Source organism: Aquamicrobium ahrensii (genome assembly GCF_040545755.1).
Taxonomy (GTDB): Bacteria; Pseudomonadota; Alphaproteobacteria; order Rhizobiales; family Rhizobiaceae; genus Mesorhizobium; species Mesorhizobium ahrensii.
In genome coordinates, this window is the sequence record NZ_JBEPMN010000017.1 from 37,479 (window position 1) to 53,973 (window position 16,495).

Below are 16,495 nucleotides of genomic sequence, written 5' to 3' on the forward strand. Positions count from 1 at the left end.
TGTGGTCAGCAGTCACCTGTGTGAACCGCTTGTTGAGATAGACGGCTATTTCACGGCGCCCAGCGTCAGCCCGCGAACGAGCTGGCGTTGGAAAAGAAGGATGAAGATAAGAACGGGCGCCAGCATCAGCGTCGCCGCGGCGGAGAGCTTGCCCCACTCAATCTGTTCGAAGCCGATATAGGCGTAGATGCCGACGGGCACGGTCATCACATCATTGCCGCCGAGCACCATGGAGAACAGGAACTCGTTCCATGAAGACAGGAATGTGAGAATGCCGACCGCCGCGATGCCCGGAAGTGCGAGCGGGAGGATGACCTTCCGGAACGATGTGAAACGCCCCGCGCCGTCGATGAACGCCGCTTCCTCAAGATCACGCGGCAGATCTTGGAAGAAGCCGCGCAGGATCCAGACGATCATCGCCAGGTTGATGCCGATATGCGCGACGATCAGGCCGGCATGCGTGCCGAGAAGGCCGAGATTGTAGAAGATCACGAAGAACGGGATCAGCATGGCGATGGGCGGTGTAAAGCGCGTGGCCAATATCCAGAACGCGATCTTGCTGTCGCCACGAAAGCGATGGCGGGCCAGCACATAGGCCGCCGGCGCACCGATGAGCAGTCCGAAGAAAGTGGCCGAGAGCGCGATGATCAGGCTGTTCATCATGTAGCCGATCACACGAGGGTCCTGAAGAACTTCGATGTAGTTTTGCAGCGTCGGCATGAAGATGAATGTCGGCGGGCGCGCCACGGCGTCGACAGGCTGCTTCAGCGACATGTTGACCAGCCAATAGATCGGGAACAGGCACCAGGCCGCAAATCCCCACAGGATGACGCGGCGCAGAACCACGCCCAGCGACAGGGCTTTCTTTTTCTTGGCCATCTCAGGACTCCGCTACTGTGAGAAGTCGCGACCGGCGCAGGAATAGCTGGGTCACTATGGTGATGATGATCAGCATGACGATCGCGATGCTGGAGCCATAGCCGAGCGAGACGAATTCGATCGCCTGCTTGTAGGCGTACATATTGAGGGTGGTCGTCGATGTTCCCGGACCGCCGGACGTCAGCACGTAGATGATGTCGAACGTCTTGAACGCGTCGATGGAACGAAACAGAAGCGCGATTGCCAGAAACGGCTTGAGCAGCGGCATCGTCACCAGCCTGAATGTCTGCCAGGGCGTCGCACCGTCGATTTTCGCCGCTTCGAACGGGTCGGCGGGGAGAGAAGCCAACCCGCCTGCGATAATAAGAAGAATGAACGGCGTATGCTGCCAGGTATCGACAAGAACAAGCGAAAACAGCGCCATATTGCCAGCGCCAAGCCAGTCCTGCGGCGGCAAGCCAAGGCTGACCAGAATATGGTTGAATACGCCGAGGCCGGGATTGAACATCATACGGAAGGTGAAAACCGCCGCGATCGGCGTCACGGCCATCGGCAAAAGATAGATCGCACGAAGGGCGGGAACCGCTTTGGTCTCCTCATGGAGAAGAATGGCCAGACCCAGCCCGATTGCGGTCTGAAGCGCTACCGAACTGACTGTGAAAATAAGCGTGACCCTGAGCGAATCCCAAAACTCGGGCGTGGAAAGAAGCGTCAGATAATTATCGAAGCCGGCAAAGCGCGCGGGCGGCAGAGACAGAATGTAATCGGTGAAGCTCAAGCCGAAGCCGACAAGGAACGGAACCAGGATCAGGCCGGTCAGGAGAACGATTGCGGGGATCAGCATAAGCAGAATGAAATGGCTGCGCTCGCGTCGCCACGATGCGGCTTTGCCTAACCCGCCAGCCGGCACTTTATTCATCTGCGACTCCACCCATTACAGTTCAGACTTACACCCACGATCGAGGCAAAAGCCTGACATGCAAATGTTATTTATCCATAATATTCAAGTTGACGACACTGTCAACAATTCGCTTGTTTATCCATAAAAAACTTTTCACAAGTCACAAAACCGCGCCGATGGCCCAGGGTACGAACTCGCTGTCGCCATAGCCGAACACCTCGCTGGTCGTCTTTTCTCCGGAGGCGACGTCGAGCATCAGGTCGTAGATTTCCTGCCCCAGCTGATGAAGCTGCACGTCCCCGTTCAGCAGCCGGCCGGCATTGAAATCCATGTCGTCTTTCATGCGCTCATAAAGCGTCGAATTGCTCGCCACCTTGATCGACGGAACGGGGCGGCATCCAAAACACGAGCCGCGACCGGTGGTGAACACGATCATGTTCGCGCCGCCGGCCACCTGTCCGGTGGCGGAGACGGGGTCGTAACCCGGCGTGTCCATGAAAACGAGGCCCTTCGACGTGACGGTTTCAGCGTATCCGTAACAGTCCTTCAGCGGCGAGCGGCCCGACTTGGCGACCGCGCCCAGCGACTTTTCCAGGATAGTCGTCAGGCCGCCGCGCTTGTTGCCCGGAGAAGGGTTATTGTCGAGCGACGCATTGTGGGACGCTACATATTCTTCCCACCAGGCGATGCGCTTCATCAGTTTTTCGGAGGTTTCCGGCGACGCGCGGGATGTCAGCAGATGCTCCGCGCCATAAATTTCCGGTGTTTCAGAAAGAATCGCGGTTCCTCCCGCAGCCACCAAAAGATCCATTGCGATGCCCAGAGCCGGGTTCGCGGTAATGCCGGAAAAGCCGTCGGAGCCCCCGCATTGCAGGCCGATCGTCAGTTCCGATACGGGCGCGTCCTCGCGCGCGACCGCATCGGCGGCGCGTGCGATCGATTCCAGAACGACCATTGCGCGTTCCAGAGCCGCACGCGATCCGCCGACCTGCTGAATGTCGAAGCTAACCCGCGTTTCGGACGGGCCTCCGGTGGCGTAAAGAGCGATCTGATTGACTTCACAGCCCAGGCCGACGAGCAAAACACCTCCGAAATTCGGATGACGGCAGTAGCCGGCAATTGTTTTCTGGAGCAGCCTTTGCCCCTCGCTATTGGTCGACGCGCCGCATCCGGAGCCGTGGACGATCGGCACAAAACCATCAATGTTGGGAAATCTGGCGAGCAGGCGCTTGTTGGCTTCCTCGGCGATCGCCCGGCAAACCGTCGTGGAGCAGTTCACGCTTGCGATGACGCCGATATAGTTGCGCGTGGCGAATTTTCCCGTGGCGCGGCGAATGCCTTTGAATGTCGTGCGCGACGGGAGCTGATGCGGCGCGGCGGAAGCCGCGCCCGGCCTGATCCGCGTAAGACCGGCCGCGAAGCCAAGATTGTGGGCGTGAACCCAATCGCCGATTTCTATGGGCGACAGGGCCTCACCGATCACCTGCCCGAACTTCACAACCGGTGCGCCGTGTGCAATTGCGGCGAGCGCGATCTTGTGACCCAGCGGAATATCGGCGCGAGCCGTAATCGCGTCCATGATCGTATCGCCGGCCGCGATGTCCCTGATCGCAACTGCAATGTTGTCTTCCGGATCCAGACAGATGATTGCGGATTTGCTCATCTGGCCAACCCGTGACGTTCGCATATCGCGTTCAGCATCGGCATCTCAAGGTCGCTGCCCGACTGCGCGACCCATGAAATAAACGCCGCCAGTCGACGCTGCACCTTCAGATCATGATTTTGTGCAATGTCGGCGATTCGATGCTGAAGGAATGGGTTGCGAAAGCGGTCAAGCGTCGTCTGGATGTAGATTTCCGCTTCGTCGCCGAGCCCGTTCGCAGCAAAGCCGGCCAGGACTTCGGTTTCGAGAATCTCTTCCAGGCGATGTCGGATGTCCGCATTCGACATCGCCTGGAAAACAGTCAGTCCCTCTTGCGGGTTCTCCAGCCATTGGTCGGCAAGAACCGTATGTCCGAGATTCAGGATGTGAAGTTTCAGCCGCTCATATTGTTCGAGGTCATCCGTGACCACGATCGACGGGTGAAGAAAAGGCGCGTCATCCGGTGAGGCGCCTTCGATCGCCCACAACGCATAGGGTTCCGCAACGGCGCCGACCGGTTCGATCGGCTCGGACACGATGCGGTCGACCAGCGTATTGACGAAGCGCACCTCGCTTTTCAGCCAGGTCAGGAACGCATGCGGCGCGTGCGCCGCGATGGCGACTTTGGTGACGATCGAACGCAGCGTATCGCCATTTTTGTTGACCAGCTCGCAAGGATAGATGACCAGCCTGCGCCCGGAACCGCGCCAGCGGGCAATCAAAAGCGCGGCGAGCTTTTCCGGAAAGCCTTTGGGCGCCGTCTGTTCGCTGAGCGCGATGTCATCAGACTCGGTCTTGTAGCCACTATCGCCGCTGTTCGAGACGATGATATCGGCGTCGTCGACGAACGCGCGCACGACCTCGGGCCACTCATTATCTGCAATGAGCGCGGATTTTACGGATTTTACCTGAACCGTCCGATCTATCGTCTCGCCATTCGCCACGCCGCGGATCTTGACCGGGAAACCGCCGGCGTCGGAAAACGCCGCGACGCGGTGCGCCCGCGCATTATCGGGCGAGATTTTCACCACGGTGATCTCGACAGGTGTCGCGCCATTCTCGTTCGCCTCATGAGCGAACAGATCGACATGCGATTGGAGGAAGCGGCTGGTGCCGAACTGCATTATCTGGCGGGGGCGCGTCATTTCGTTAAATCCGAACCAGAGCCTTGATCAGGCCCTTTTTGTCCTTTGCCCATCTTGGCAAATCGTTCGACACCTCATCGAGCGTGGTTTCATGCGTGGCGAGACTGTCGAGCGGGATAAGGCCTGCCGAAATGGATGCGATCACATGCTCGAAATCCTCCGCCGTCGCATTGCGGCTGCCCAGCAGGGACATTTCGCGCTTGTGGAATTCAGGATCGGAGAAGGTGATGTCGTCTTTCACGACGCTCACCAGGACATATGTGCCTCCATGCGCCACATGCTCAAAACCATCCATGATCGAACGGCTGCTGCCCGTCGCATCGAACACCACGCCGTAACCATCCGCATTGATCGCTCGAACCCGCTTCGCTGCGCCAGCATCTCCGACGAGGACGCCCGAACCGAACCCCAGGACTTTTGTCGCCTGCTCTATTCGCTCCGCGCTGACATCCGCCAAAGTTATGTCCAGCCCGGCAATCTTCGCGAATATCGCAACGCCCAGACCAATCGGCCCTGCGCCGATGACCAATGCCGGACCTTTGCTCATGTTAGATCTGCGAACCGCATGCGCGCCGATAGCGAGAAACTCGACCATCGCTGCATCGCGCAGCGCGAGATCACCCGCAGCGATCAAATTCGACGCCGGCACGACGAGTTGTTCGCACATTCCGCCATCCGTATGGACGCCCAAAACCTGCACGCGTTCACAGCAGTTCGGCTTGCCGCTTCGGCAGGCGATACATTCGCCGCAGGCGAGATACGGGTTCACAACGACCCGGTCTCCCGCCTTGAACAGCGAGCCGTTCGCATCCGATACGGTGCCGGAAAGCTCGTGCCCGATAACACGCGGATATTGCAGAAAGGGGTGTTTGCCTTCATAGATATGATAGTCGGTTCCGCAGATGCCGACATACCCGACATCGATCAGAACCTCGCCTTCCGTGATCGCGGATGGGGATTGCCGCTCTTCCAGCGCCATCTGGCCGGGCTGAAGGCAGACTATTGATTTCATTATAATTTCCTAAAATGCGTCTAGTGCCTGCAACTGATCTTTCCTGAACCGCAAAACGAAGGCGTTGCGCGCTTCACGGCCAGGATAAATCTGTCTATTATCGTTAAAGCACACTTGAACATAATCCTCATGCGTGTCAAAATGTTTTTAAGATCGAAGTTTTTTGAATAAGAACAGGCGAGCGAGCAGCCGGATGAAAGACAACTCTGTCTACAAACGAAGTTACAATACGTGCCTGGATTTCATACGCGGGCATAAACCCGGCGCCCTGTTGGGGTCCGAGCCCGCGCTTGCGCAGCAACTGGAAGTGAGCCGCACAACCGTCAGGGCTATTCTTGCATCACTGGACAGCGCCGGAATTTTGCGTGTCGAGGGGCGCGAAAAGCGCATATTGAGGCATCCGGCCGATGGTGAGTACTTTCCCGATCCGGAAACCGAGACAAGCTCGGAATTGATCGAACGCAAGTTCAAGGACTGGATCCTGAGGGGCGATCTGAAGCCCGGCGGGACGATCAATTCACTTGAACTCGCGCGGCAGTTCAACGTGTCGACCTCTGGCATACGTGAGTATCTCAATCGTTTCAGCCGGTTCGGGCTTATCGAGAAACGGCCGAATTCAAGCTGGGTGTTTCAGGGTTTCACCAAATCCTTCGCACTGGAGCTGTCGGATATTCGTGAGCTTTTCGAACTTCAGTCTATTTCACTGTTCGCCGACACCGTCCGCACCGAGGAAGGATACCGCCAGCTGATCGAACTCAAATCCGATCACCACGATTTGCTGAGCCGGCTGGAGACGGACTTCCATGCGTTTTCCGCGCTCGATGAAACATTTCACCGCACGATTAACGACGCGTCGCAGAACCGGTTCATTCGTGAGTTCTACGACGTAATTTCGTTGATTTTCCACTATCATTTTCAGTGGAACAAGGTGGACGAGCGGGAGCGGAACGAGGTCGCCATCCATGAGCACCTCGAAATTATCGAGGGGCTGGAACGTGGCGACAAGCGGCAAACGCAGAAGGCCGTGAAACGGCATCTTGATTCCGCCAGAAAGACGCTCCTCCGCTCAATCCGGGATTCCGAATGACGGAGACAGCCACCAATCTCGCGGATCAGCGTTGCGACTCTGTTCTCAGGTTTAATTTCAAGACGGTGCAGACGGGGGATGAGAATGATAGTTCAGGATCCACAGGGATGTGGGATCGGCGCACTGGACGAAGGGGAGTTCCGCGTATGACGTCTTCGTCCCAGATTGTCGCAATTGGCGAATGCATGATAGAAATGGCGCCCGGAAGCGAGGGGCAATGGCGGCTCGGCGTTGCTGGCGACACTCTCAACACTTTATGGTATGCGCGTTCGCATCTCGACCCCGACCTTGGGGCGCTCGACTATTTCACCGCTCTGGGCGACGATTCCTTTTCGGACCGCATCGTCGCGTTTCTGGACGCTAACGGCATTGCCACGGACAACATAGCGCGTCTTTCCGGCCGGCGTCCTGGTCTTTACTTTATCGAACAGCACAACGGTGACCGGCGCTTCGCCTATTGGCGTGACGCCTCGGCGGCCCGTCGCCTCGCCGAAGACGAGGCGCGCCTGAGATGCGCGCTCGAGAATGCAAGGGCGATCTATCTCTCCGGCATCAGTTTGGCGATCCTGCCGCCGGAGGGACGAGAGGCGCTTTTGCGCGCGCTCGAGGCCGTGCGGTCGAAAGGACGGATTATCGCCTTCGATCCCAACATCCGTCCGATACTTTGGGAAAGCATGGACGCTGCGCGCGAGACAGTCATGAAGGCTGCCGCCCTCGCGACGATTGTGCTGCCGAGCTTCGACGACGAAGCGGCATGTTTTGGCGACGTCGATCCCCGGGAAACCACGCGCCGGTATCGCCGGGCGGGCTGCCTGGAGGTTGCAGTCAAGAACGGCCAGCAGCCGGTGACGGTGCTCGCGGATGAGGTCGTGACTTCGGTTGAGGTGGCGGTCGTCGACAAGCCAGTGGATGCGACCGCGGCCGGCGATTCATTCAATGGCGCATATCTCGCTACTCGCCTGACAGGAGGCGCGCCGAATGAGGCGGCCCAGGCAGGTTGCCGGATGGCGGAGAAAGTGGTCGCCCATCATGGAGCGCTGATCCGTATGCCAGGCATGGAACGATGGGAGAGACCGCCGGTTGATTTGTGAACTGGCGCGGCCGGCTTTTACCGGCTCGTTTTCAGGACGGACCCGGTTCGCCGAGGGCCGCTCCGGCAACAGGACCCAGGCAGATCCAACTGCGTTCAGTGAAGACAGCCTGCGGATCAAAGAAAAAGCCCACGAATCCATGATTCGCGGGCTTTTCCAATTGGCCCCGGCGCACACCTCTCGAGAGCGGAAGCCGGTCCGGGCAATGGCAGCAGGCGCTGGCTTCTTCAGGCGGGCTGCTGGATGGCGGAGAGCTTCCAGTCCTGGCCGTTCTCGCGCATGAAGGTCCAGAGTTCGGTGGTCTCGCTGGCCGCATCCGCATCGCCTTCCACGATCTTGCCGGTGGAGCGGTCGCGCATGAAGTCGCGCGCTTCATATCGCATGGCTGCGGTCGCGTAGTCGCGCGCGCCCTCGCTCCAGCTTTCGGCGATATCGGCTTGCAGAAGCCGTACATCGTTGACCTCGTTGCGCACGCCGTTGTGGGCGTTTCGGGCAAGCTCCTCCGACAGGTAGGAAACCATTTCCGGGGTGACCAGCAGTCGCAGTCCGGCGTGATCCTCGCGGGTAAAGGCGTCCTGAACTTCGCCGAGAAGGGCTTCGAAACGGTCAAGATCGCCCTGATCCGGTTTCAGCTCTTGCGTTGCTGCGGCTTCGTGTGCGGAAGCGGGTCGTGCGCCAAAGGTAGGAACCGCCAGGGCGGTCGGCTTGCCGACATCCGAATAGGCGTCCCGGCCATAGCGGTTGGCGCCGGGGGCGTTGCCGGCGGCGGCCATGGCGGGCTGGCGGGCGTTCTGGCCGCGGAAGAAGCGCAGCGCCAGCATAATCGCGCCGGCGATCAGCAGGCCTTGCAGCAACAGGCCGAACAGGCCGGCAAGGCCGCCAAGGCCCTGTCCAAACAGGAGACCGATCAGGCCGCCGATCAAAAGGCCGCGCATGAGCGAGCCGCCGAGGCCGTTCATGAAACCGGGCCGCTGTTGCGCACTCGATGGCTGGCGGGCCGCATTTGGCGCGGTGTTCGGCGTCATGGAGCGCTCGACGGGGGCCGCCTGGTTCGGTGCGGTGCGGGTGGCCGGCACACTTTGATGGGTACGGACGCCGCGGCTGCCGAAGCTGCCGCCCCGCCGTGCCTCGGCGTGGTCCACCGACACCATGGAAAAGGCGAGCATCAACCCTGCAAACAGGGCGAGCATCTTGGTGCGGCGTGGCTTGAACATGTCTGATTTCCCCCGAACAGCGCCCGGAAAAGCCCGGACGGGGCTGATGTAGAGGGGCAAAAGGCCGTGCACAAGGGTGTATGGCGCACTCGGCCAACGTATCTTGCAGGTTTTCAAGGCGCGGGGCATTTGCAAAGCAAGTCAGACGAACTCGTCGACCTGTCTCTCACCACCGCTCCAAAGCTGATTCTCACGCGTCTGGCCGCGCTAGCGGAAATCAGCAGCGGTCAGCGTGTAGGAGTCACGGCGGTTGCTGGAATAAGCCCTGCGCGCGACATCGTGGATTGAGGCGCGCAAGGCGTCAAAAGCTGAAAGGGACTTCATTTCAACCATCTCCGTACCGCGCAAATCCGGCTCCGATTTCGTAAGCGCATCCGCTTCGATGAAAAACCGCACCTCGAACATGCCGTCATGGCCGACGAAACGGACGGCGTTGCGCACCTCATCGAAGCTGCGGCTCCGGTTTGGAAATTCCAGCGTCATGATCCGCATGCTCCAGCTTCATGTGCCCCGGGCCGGGCAGATCGGGAAAGGCTGATCCGCTCTTTCCGGTGTCCGGCCCTGTGGCTGTTGAGGGTGGAGTCGCGCGCCGGCGCGCCGCCTTCGTTTTCCCAGGTGCTGATCGCAGCGACATCGCGGCTTCGTCTGGTTTCACTGCTATGAGCGTTCATGGTATCGGCCTTTCTTCGTCAGACGCCGCCGCATCAATGTTTTCGGAATGGAGCGTTGCGCCGCGCGCATCGGCGATCGTCATGGCGTCCGGTTTCTGCGGCATGGCGAGTGTCTGCGAAAGCTGCCGCGCAATCCCGATCGCAGCGTCGAGGTCGGCAACATCCGCTGTTTCGCGACCGACGACGGCATGCGCGTCGTCCTTATCCCGGATACGGTAGAACTCGATCACGACCCGCATCGCCATCCCTGCTTCGTTTCGCGGCGGCGGTGTGGGGCCGTCAGGTCTTGCCTTTGCCGCGCGCGGTGTTGGCGCTGGTGGCCAGCTTGATCTGGTTGCCGAACGTGCTTTCAGGCTTGGGCGGCGCCTTTTCCTGTTTCGGTTTCCTGATCTCGCGGCTACTGCGTTTTTGTCCTTTGGCCATGGCCGAACGTCCTTTCTATAAGAGTTGCGTCGTCGTCGGGCCGCGGCGTGCGAACCGGTTCGAGGTTGTCCTGGGTTGTCACCCGCTCATAACGTTCATCGTCGTTGCGGATGCGGTACTGCGGGGAGTTGCCTCGCGGCGGCAGCGTAGCGGTGATGTGATATATCTCCCCAGGCGCAGCCGGCCATCCGCCTTTCAGGCGGACAGACTGTCCAACGGTGAAGAGATGAGCTGTGGCGTCTCGTGGAGGCTGACGGCTGCGTTGCAAGACGTGTGTGGTCGTCATGACGATTCATTGTCCTTTTCGAGTGCGGCATCGAGATCCGCCGGATTGATTGGCGCCATCTGTTGCGTTGGAAGTTGCATGGAGATCGCCGGCAGATGGATGAACGCCCCAACCCGTCTCCAGGCGAGCCGGGAAACGCCGTCGATCAATTCTTCGTCGTAATCGACTCGATATTCGCCAGCCGGCTGCAGAGCGTCGAAACCCGGCAGCAGGAAGGGGGATGAAAAGCGGATGACTGTCTGCGTAGTGCGTGTTGTCATGGCTATGACCTCCACAGGAACCCGCGGAAGCGCTTCCTGCATCATACCTGCCCGAACCGAAACGAACCTTATGCTGCCAGTACATCCGTGGTCAGCGGTGGGGTTCGTTCCATGTTCGCGCAAAGCGACAGATCGCGCCAAGCTGGAACAATACTTTCGCTGTCGAGAATTCGGTGGTGAATGGCGGGTCTCTGACACCGCAAAGCCAAATCGGCCAAATCAACGAGTTCTATATATGCGCCCCAAATGGCTTTCAAACAAGCCGTATCGCCATATTTATTTTATGGAACAATGTAAAATCGATCTGAATAAAAGCCTGCCAGATTGAACATCGAAGCAAAGCATGATCTCAAATCAGACAAACGCCAACCTTTGGGCGCGCTAATTCTTTCAGCCTTTTTCAAGCGCCGGAGAATAAATTTTAGCACTCCTATCATTCGAGTGCCAAACGCGCTACATAAGGGATGCAGTCGCCCTATGCGCCGGCCGCAGAAAGAATCCCAATGAAATTTCGGCCACTCCACGACCGCGTCGTCATCCGTCGCGCGGAAAACAATGCAGTATCCAAAGGCGGGATCATTATCCCGGACAATGCGAAGGAAAAGCCGCAGGAAGGTGAAGTGCTCGCCATCGGCCCGGGCTCCCGCGACGAGAGCGGCAAGCTCGTGCCGCTCGATGTCGAAGTGGGCGATTTCATCCTGTTCGGCAAATGGTCCGGCGTTGAAGTCAGCATCGATGGTGAGGATCTCCTGATCATGAAGGAGACCGACATCATGGGCGTCGTCAGGAAAATCGAGGCGGCCGCCAGGAAAGCTTCCTGACCGGCCGACCTCCGACCCTTCAATCACATGACCGAACTGGACGAAGAAAATGGCTGCCAAGGAAATCAAATTCTCCGCTGACGCGCGCGACCGCATGTTGCGCGGCGTCGAACTGCTCAATAACGCCGTCAAGGTGACGCTCGGCCCCAAGGGGCGCAACGTCGTCATCGACAGGCCTTATGGCGCGCCGCGTATCACCAAGGACGGCGTCAGCGTCGCCAAGGAGATCGAGCTTGGCGACAAGTTCGAGAATATGGGGGCGCAGCTGGTGCGCGAGGTCGCCTCCAGGACCAATGACCTTGCCGGCGACGGCACCACGACGGCGACCGTGCTTGCCGCTTCCATCCTGCGCGAAGGCGCGAAATTGGTTGCCGCCGGCATGAACCCCATGGACCTCAAGCGCGGCATCGATCTCGGCGTGGCCGCCGTCGTCAAGGAAATCCAGACGAGGGCGAAGAAGGTGGAATCGACGGCCGAAATCGCGCAGGTCGGCGCCATCGCCGCCAATGGCGACGCCAGCGTCGGCGAGATGATCGCCAAGGCGATGGACAGGGTGGGCAATGAGGGCGTCATCACCGTGGAGGAGGCTCGCACCGCCGAGACGGAACTCGACGTCGTCGAGGGCATGCAGTTCGATCGCGGCTATCTGTCGCCTTACTTCGTCACCAATACCGAGAAGATGCGCGTGGAACTGGAGGACCCCTACATCCTCATCCACGAAAAGAAACTCGGCAATCTGCAGGCGATGCTGCCGATCCTCGAAGCCGTCGTGCAGTCGTCAAGCCCGCTGCTGATCATCTCCGAGGATGTCGAAGGCGAAGCATTGACGACGCTCGTCGTCAACAAGCTGCGTGGCGGCCTTAAGGTCGCGGCCGTCAAGGCTCCGGGATTCGGCGACCGCCGCAAGGCGATGCTCGAGGATATCGCGATCCTCACCGCAGGTCAGATGATTTCGGAAGATCTTGGCGTCAAGCTGGAAAATGTCACGCTTGCGATGCTCGGGCGTGCAAAACGCGTGGTGATCGAGAAGGATACGACCACCATCGTCGACGGCGCGGGCGAAAAGAGCGCCATTGGGGGGCGTCTTGCCCAGATCAAGGCGCAGATCGAGGAAGCCACCTCGGACTACGACAAGGAGAAGTTGCAGGAGCGGCTGGCGAAGCTCGCCGGCGGCGTCGCCGTCATCCGTGTCGGCGGCGCGACCGAGACCGAGGTCAAGGAAAAGAAGGACCGCGTCGACGACGCGCTCAACGCGACCCGGGCCGCGGTCGAGCAAGGCGTTGTGCCGGGCGGCGGCGTGGCGCTCTTGCGCGCGCGAGCGGCGCTGAAAGGACTTACCGGAGAAAACGCCGAGGTGACGGCGGGCGTCTCGATCGTTCTCAGGGCGCTCGAGGCTCCGGTTCGGCAGATCGTCGAGAACGCCGGATTCGAAGGCTCGATCGTCGTCGGCAAGCTGACGGACAGCGAGGACCATGATTACGGCTTCGACGCGCAGACCGAAACCTATGTCGACATGATCAAGACCGGCATCATCGATCCAGCCAAGGTGGTGCGGGCCGCGTTGCAGGGCGCCGGCTCCATCGCCGCGCTCCTGATCACCGCCGAAGCGATGATCGCGGATGCGCCCGCCAGAGATGCCGCTCCCGCAAACGGCAATGGCGATATGGGCTATTGAGCAGTGGCCTGATCCGTCCGGCCAGCTTGGACCGGACGGGCGAGGCCTCTCAGCGCATAACGCTCCGTCCGTGGTCTGCTCTCAGTGGAAAACAACACCAGGCCTTCAAGGGAATTGAATCCTTCGATCCGAAATCCATTGGGGGCGGCTTTCGGGAAGGCGGCTGCGGTCGGCTTCCCGTTTTTCTTCGGCCGACAGGCCGCGTCGGCCTATACGGTCGATCCGGTGTTCAGGCGTTTGACCATGTTGCGGTGAACTTCACACCGTCATAAGCAGCGGCGTTCGTGACGGCCCGACCACGGATCGAGCCGTGCCGCTGATCGATCGAGGCGTGGCCTCAAAACGGGGAACAGCGATGTCGCGCCTGGCTCCTTACCCGTCCACCTTGGCCTTCGCAATTTCCCGATCCATCGCGCATCACGACCCTTCCGGGTCGCCATACGTCCGGCAGGAATCATGGCGCTGCGGCGTCGCCTCCCGAGGGAAAACGTGTCCTGCGACCATATCGCACATTTTTCCCCGGAGACGTTTGCGAAAAAAGAGGCATTGAATATACTTCTTTGAAAGCGGGACACGCGTTTCGTGCAGGAGAGCCTGATGCCATCCGATTCCGATTTGCAGCAGACCGTCACCTTACCGCGCGTTTCTTTCGGCTTCCCGCCTGTTCGCCTTTGCAAGAGCAACGCCATGCATCCGACGCCACACACCGGTCATGCGCTGCGCATGCAGGCCCGTGCCGCCACGCGGGACCGGCCGGGCGTGCTGTCTGGCATCGAAACAATGGCGGCGGCTTAGCCGGCGGACGAACGAGGGGAAAAGCCAGATGATCTCAGCATTGACGGTCGCCGAACGCCAGCTCTCCCTGATGGTGCTGTCGTTGCTCGCTCTTTGCGGGCTTGCCATGGCCGCAGCCGGCCGGGGCGACGCGCTGGGCATTCATGGCTTCATCGTGCTCGCCTTCAGCCTCGGGCTGATCTTTGTGGTGATCTCGCGCTATCATGACCCCGAACCGCCAGAAGAGCGGTTGTCACGCTATTACGACGATCCGACCAAGTTCGGCATCGTCCTGACCATGATCTGGGCAGTGGTCGGAATGTTCTTCGGCGTCTGGGTGGCTGCGCTTCTGGCCTGGCCGGACCTCACATTCGACGCCGGCTGGGCGAGCTTCGGCCGCATTCGCCCGGTGCACACCTCCGGCGTTATCTTCGGCTTCGGCGGCAATGCGCTGATCGCCACTTCCTTCCACGTTCTCCAGCGCACCTCGCGGGCGCGGCTGCCCGACCAGTTCAGCCCGTGGTTCGTGCTGATTGGCTACAACCTGTTTTGCGTGCTGGCCGCCAGCGGCTATCTGATGGGGCTCACCCAGTCCAAGGAATATGCCGAGCCCGAATGGTATGCCGACATCTGGCTGGTGATCGTGTGGGTGGTTTATTTCCTCATCTATATCCGCACCCTGCAGCGGCGCAAGGAGCCGCACATCTATGTCGCCAACTGGTACTACATGGCCTTTATTCTGGTTGTGGCGGTGTTGCACATCATCAACAATCTCGCCGTGCCGGTCTCCTTCGGTCACGCCAAGAGCTACTCGCTGTTTTCCGGCGTGCAGGATGCGATGACCCAATGGTGGTATGGCCACAACGCCGTCGCCTTCTTCCTCACCGCCGGCTTCCTCGGCATGATGTATTACTATCTGCCCAAGCGCGCCGAACGGCCGATCTTCTCCTACCGGCTCTCCATCATCAGCTTCTGGGGCATCACCTTCATGTATATGTGGGCGGGCTCGCACCACCTGCACTACACGGCGCTGCCGCAATGGGTGCAGACGCTGGGCATGACCTTTTCGCTGGTGCTGCTGGTGCCGTCCTGGGCCTCGGCAGGCAATGCGCTGGCCACGCTCAATGGCGCGTGGGACCGCGTGCGCACCGACGCCACGCTTCGCTTCATGATGGTGGCGGCCGTGTTCTACGGGCTTTCCACCTTCGAGGGCTCGTTCATGGCCATCCGCGCCGTCAATTCGCTGTCGCACTACACCGACTGGACCGTGGGCCACGTGCATGCCGGCGCGCTCGGCTGGGTGGCGATGATCACCTACGGCTCCATCTACGCGCTGGTGCCGTGGATGTGGAAGCAGGAGCGCATGTATTCGCCGAAACTGGTCGAGGTCCACTTCTGGCTCGCGCTCTCCGGCACGATCATCTATGTCTTCGCGATGTGGAACTCGGGCATCATCCAGGGCCTGATGTGGCGCACCTACAATGACAGCGGCACGCTGGCCTATTCCTTCATCGACAGCCTCGTCGCCATGCATCCCTACTATATCGCACGCACCGTGGGCGGGCTGTTCTTCCTCGCCGGCGCGATCGTCGGCGCCTACAATGTCTTCATGACGATCCGCATGTCCCGCACGCAAGCAGCGGCAGCCGGGACGGACGCCGACGTGCCCGAACTACAGCCGTCCACCGCCGTCCAGCCGGGAGAGTGACCATGCCCAGCTTTCACCGCAAACTGGAACGCAACGCCATCGGCTTCGTGATCGCCATCGTAGCGGTCGCCTCGATCGGCGGGCTGGTCGAGATCGCCCCGCTGTTCACCATCGACGAGACGGTTGAGGAAGCGCCCGACATGCGCCTCTACACACCGCTCGAACTGGCCGGCCGCAACATCTACATCCGCGAGGGCTGTTACGCCTGCCATTCGCAGATGATCCGTACGCTGCGCGACGAGGTCGAGCGCTACGGCCCGTTCTCGCTGGCGGTGGAGTCGCAATACGACCATCCCATGCTGTGGGGTTCGAAGCGCACGGGGCCGGACCTCGCCCGCCTCGGCGACAAATATTCCGACGCCTGGCATGTCGCCCACCTCATCAACCCGCGCGACGTGGTGCCGGAATCGGTGATGCCGAAATATGGCTGGCTGATGCGCAACGAGCTGAAATACGACGACCTCGGCCTGCATCTGGCGGCCCAGCGCAAGGTCGGCGTTCCCTATACCGATGAGATGATCGCCAATGCGCAATGGGATGCTTTCGGGCAGGCCAATCCCGACAGCAGCTATGCACAGGGCGTGGCCGAACGCTACGGCGAGGCGACCAACATCAGGGCATTCGACGGCGACCCCGCCCGCATCACCGAGATGGACGCGCTGGTCGCCTATCTGCAGATACTCGGCGGCCTGACGGACGCCGCGCACCAGACGGCGTCGGCGCGGGAGTGAGGCTATGGACCATGAAACGCTCGTCGCCTTCGCCAAGAGCTGGGGGCTTTTCTATCTGATCATCTTCGCCGTCGGGGTGCTCGTCTACGCCTTCTGGCCGGCCAACAGGAAGCGCTTCGACCGGGCCAAGAAAAGCATTCTCGATGATGATGACGACCGGCCGGGGGAGTAGGCG

Annotated in this window: 19 protein-coding genes; 8 read left to right on the top strand and 11 right to left on the bottom strand. The window is 60.2% G+C overall.

Annotated features, from left to right (window positions below; genetic code table 11):
• Window positions 1-45: 45 nt before the first annotated feature.
• The 5 genes from ABID44_RS16480 to ABID44_RS16500 form a co-directional block, all read right to left on the bottom strand.
• The gene (locus ABID44_RS16480; RefSeq protein ID WP_354152800.1) at window positions 46-879 is read right to left on the bottom strand and encodes a carbohydrate ABC transporter permease; all 834 of its coding nucleotides are present in this window, start codon (window positions 877-879) and stop codon (window positions 46-48) included.
• Between the two features lies 1 nt (window position 880).
• Window positions 881-1,798 (bottom strand): carbohydrate ABC transporter permease, encoded by a 918-nt coding sequence (locus ABID44_RS16485; RefSeq protein ID WP_354152801.1) that lies wholly within the window; start codon window positions 1,796-1,798, stop codon window positions 881-883.
• Between the two features lie 142 nt (window positions 1,799-1,940).
• Window positions 1,941-3,443 carry a UxaA family hydrolase gene (locus ABID44_RS16490; protein ID WP_354152802.1) on the bottom strand — a complete coding sequence of 501 codons (1,503 nt, stop codon included), beginning with the start codon at window positions 3,441-3,443 and terminating at the stop codon, window positions 1,941-1,943.
• Entirely contained in the window at window positions 3,440-4,567 is a 1,128-nt protein-coding gene (locus tag ABID44_RS16495) for a mannitol dehydrogenase family protein (RefSeq protein ID WP_354152803.1), read from the bottom strand. Before ABID44_RS16495 ends, ABID44_RS16490 begins: the two co-directional genes overlap by 4 nt.
• Window positions 4,568-4,571: 4 nt before the next feature.
• The gene (locus tag ABID44_RS16500; RefSeq protein ID WP_354152804.1) at window positions 4,572-5,579 is read right to left on the bottom strand and encodes a zinc-binding alcohol dehydrogenase family protein; all 1,008 of its coding nucleotides are present in this window, start codon (window positions 5,577-5,579) and stop codon (window positions 4,572-4,574) included.
• A gap of 193 nt (window positions 5,580-5,772) precedes the next feature.
• On the opposite strand from ABID44_RS16500, the gene ABID44_RS16505 reads away from it, so the two are divergent.
• Window positions 5,773-6,666: a GntR family transcriptional regulator gene (locus tag ABID44_RS16505; protein WP_354152805.1), complete on the top strand. Its 894-nt coding sequence runs from the start codon at window positions 5,773-5,775 to the stop codon at window positions 6,664-6,666.
• Window positions 6,663-7,757, top strand: a complete 1,095-nt coding sequence (locus ABID44_RS16510; RefSeq protein ID WP_354152806.1) for a sugar kinase — start codon at window positions 6,663-6,665, stop codon at window positions 7,755-7,757. Before ABID44_RS16505 ends, ABID44_RS16510 begins: the two co-directional genes overlap by 4 nt.
• Window positions 7,758-7,984: 227 nt before the next feature.
• On the opposite strand, the gene ABID44_RS16515 is transcribed toward ABID44_RS16510, so the two are convergent.
• From ABID44_RS16515 to ABID44_RS16540, 6 genes are all read right to left on the bottom strand, one after another.
• Window positions 7,985-8,971 (bottom strand): Tim44 domain-containing protein, encoded by a 987-nt coding sequence (locus ABID44_RS16515; RefSeq protein ID WP_354152807.1) that lies wholly within the window; start codon window positions 8,969-8,971, stop codon window positions 7,985-7,987.
• A gap of 207 nt (window positions 8,972-9,178) precedes the next feature.
• Window positions 9,179-9,454: a DUF1488 family protein gene (locus ABID44_RS16520; RefSeq protein ID WP_354152808.1), complete on the bottom strand. Its 276-nt coding sequence runs from the start codon at window positions 9,452-9,454 to the stop codon at window positions 9,179-9,181.
• Window positions 9,455-9,638: 184 nt separating this feature from the next.
• Window positions 9,639-9,887: a hypothetical protein gene (locus ABID44_RS16525; protein ID WP_378226658.1), complete on the bottom strand. Its 249-nt coding sequence runs from the start codon at window positions 9,885-9,887 to the stop codon at window positions 9,639-9,641.
• Window positions 9,888-9,921: 34 nt separating this feature from the next.
• Entirely contained in the window at window positions 9,922-10,065 is a 144-nt protein-coding gene (locus tag ABID44_RS16530) for a hypothetical protein (protein WP_354152809.1), read from the bottom strand.
• Window positions 10,040-10,351, bottom strand: a complete 312-nt coding sequence (locus ABID44_RS16535; protein WP_354152810.1) for a hypothetical protein — start codon at window positions 10,349-10,351, stop codon at window positions 10,040-10,042. The genes ABID44_RS16530 and ABID44_RS16535 overlap by 26 nt, the downstream gene beginning before the upstream one ends.
• On the bottom strand, window positions 10,348-10,611 hold the full coding sequence (locus ABID44_RS16540; protein WP_354152845.1) for a hypothetical protein: 264 nt from the start codon (window positions 10,609-10,611) through the stop codon (window positions 10,348-10,350). The genes ABID44_RS16535 and ABID44_RS16540 overlap by 4 nt, the downstream gene beginning before the upstream one ends.
• A gap of 503 nt (window positions 10,612-11,114) precedes the next feature.
• On the opposite strand from ABID44_RS16540, the gene ABID44_RS16545 reads away from it, so the two are divergent.
• From ABID44_RS16545 to ABID44_RS16570, 6 genes are all read left to right on the top strand, one after another.
• On the top strand, window positions 11,115-11,432 hold the full coding sequence (locus tag ABID44_RS16545; RefSeq protein WP_354152811.1) for a co-chaperone GroES: 318 nt from the start codon (window positions 11,115-11,117) through the stop codon (window positions 11,430-11,432).
• Window positions 11,433-11,481: 49 nt separating this feature from the next.
• Window positions 11,482-13,107 (top strand): chaperonin GroEL, encoded by a 1,626-nt coding sequence (groL, locus tag ABID44_RS16550; protein ID WP_354152812.1) that lies wholly within the window; start codon window positions 11,482-11,484, stop codon window positions 13,105-13,107.
• Window positions 13,108-13,704: 597 nt separating this feature from the next.
• Complete coding sequence (locus tag ABID44_RS16555) at window positions 13,705-13,902, top strand: hypothetical protein (protein WP_354152813.1); 198 nt, start codon at window positions 13,705-13,707, stop codon at window positions 13,900-13,902.
• A gap of 28 nt (window positions 13,903-13,930) precedes the next feature.
• Window positions 13,931-15,589: a cytochrome-c oxidase, cbb3-type subunit I gene (gene ccoN / locus ABID44_RS16560; protein WP_354152814.1), complete on the top strand. Its 1,659-nt coding sequence runs from the start codon at window positions 13,931-13,933 to the stop codon at window positions 15,587-15,589.
• A gap of 2 nt (window positions 15,590-15,591) precedes the next feature.
• Window positions 15,592-16,320, top strand: coding sequence for a cytochrome-c oxidase, cbb3-type subunit II (ccoO, locus tag ABID44_RS16565; RefSeq protein WP_354152815.1), 729 nt, complete (start codon window positions 15,592-15,594; stop codon window positions 16,318-16,320).
• 4 nt (window positions 16,321-16,324) lie between these two features.
• Window positions 16,325-16,492, top strand: coding sequence for a cbb3-type cytochrome c oxidase subunit 3 (locus tag ABID44_RS16570; RefSeq protein WP_354152816.1), 168 nt, complete (start codon window positions 16,325-16,327; stop codon window positions 16,490-16,492).
• Window positions 16,493-16,495 lie beyond the last annotated feature (3 nt).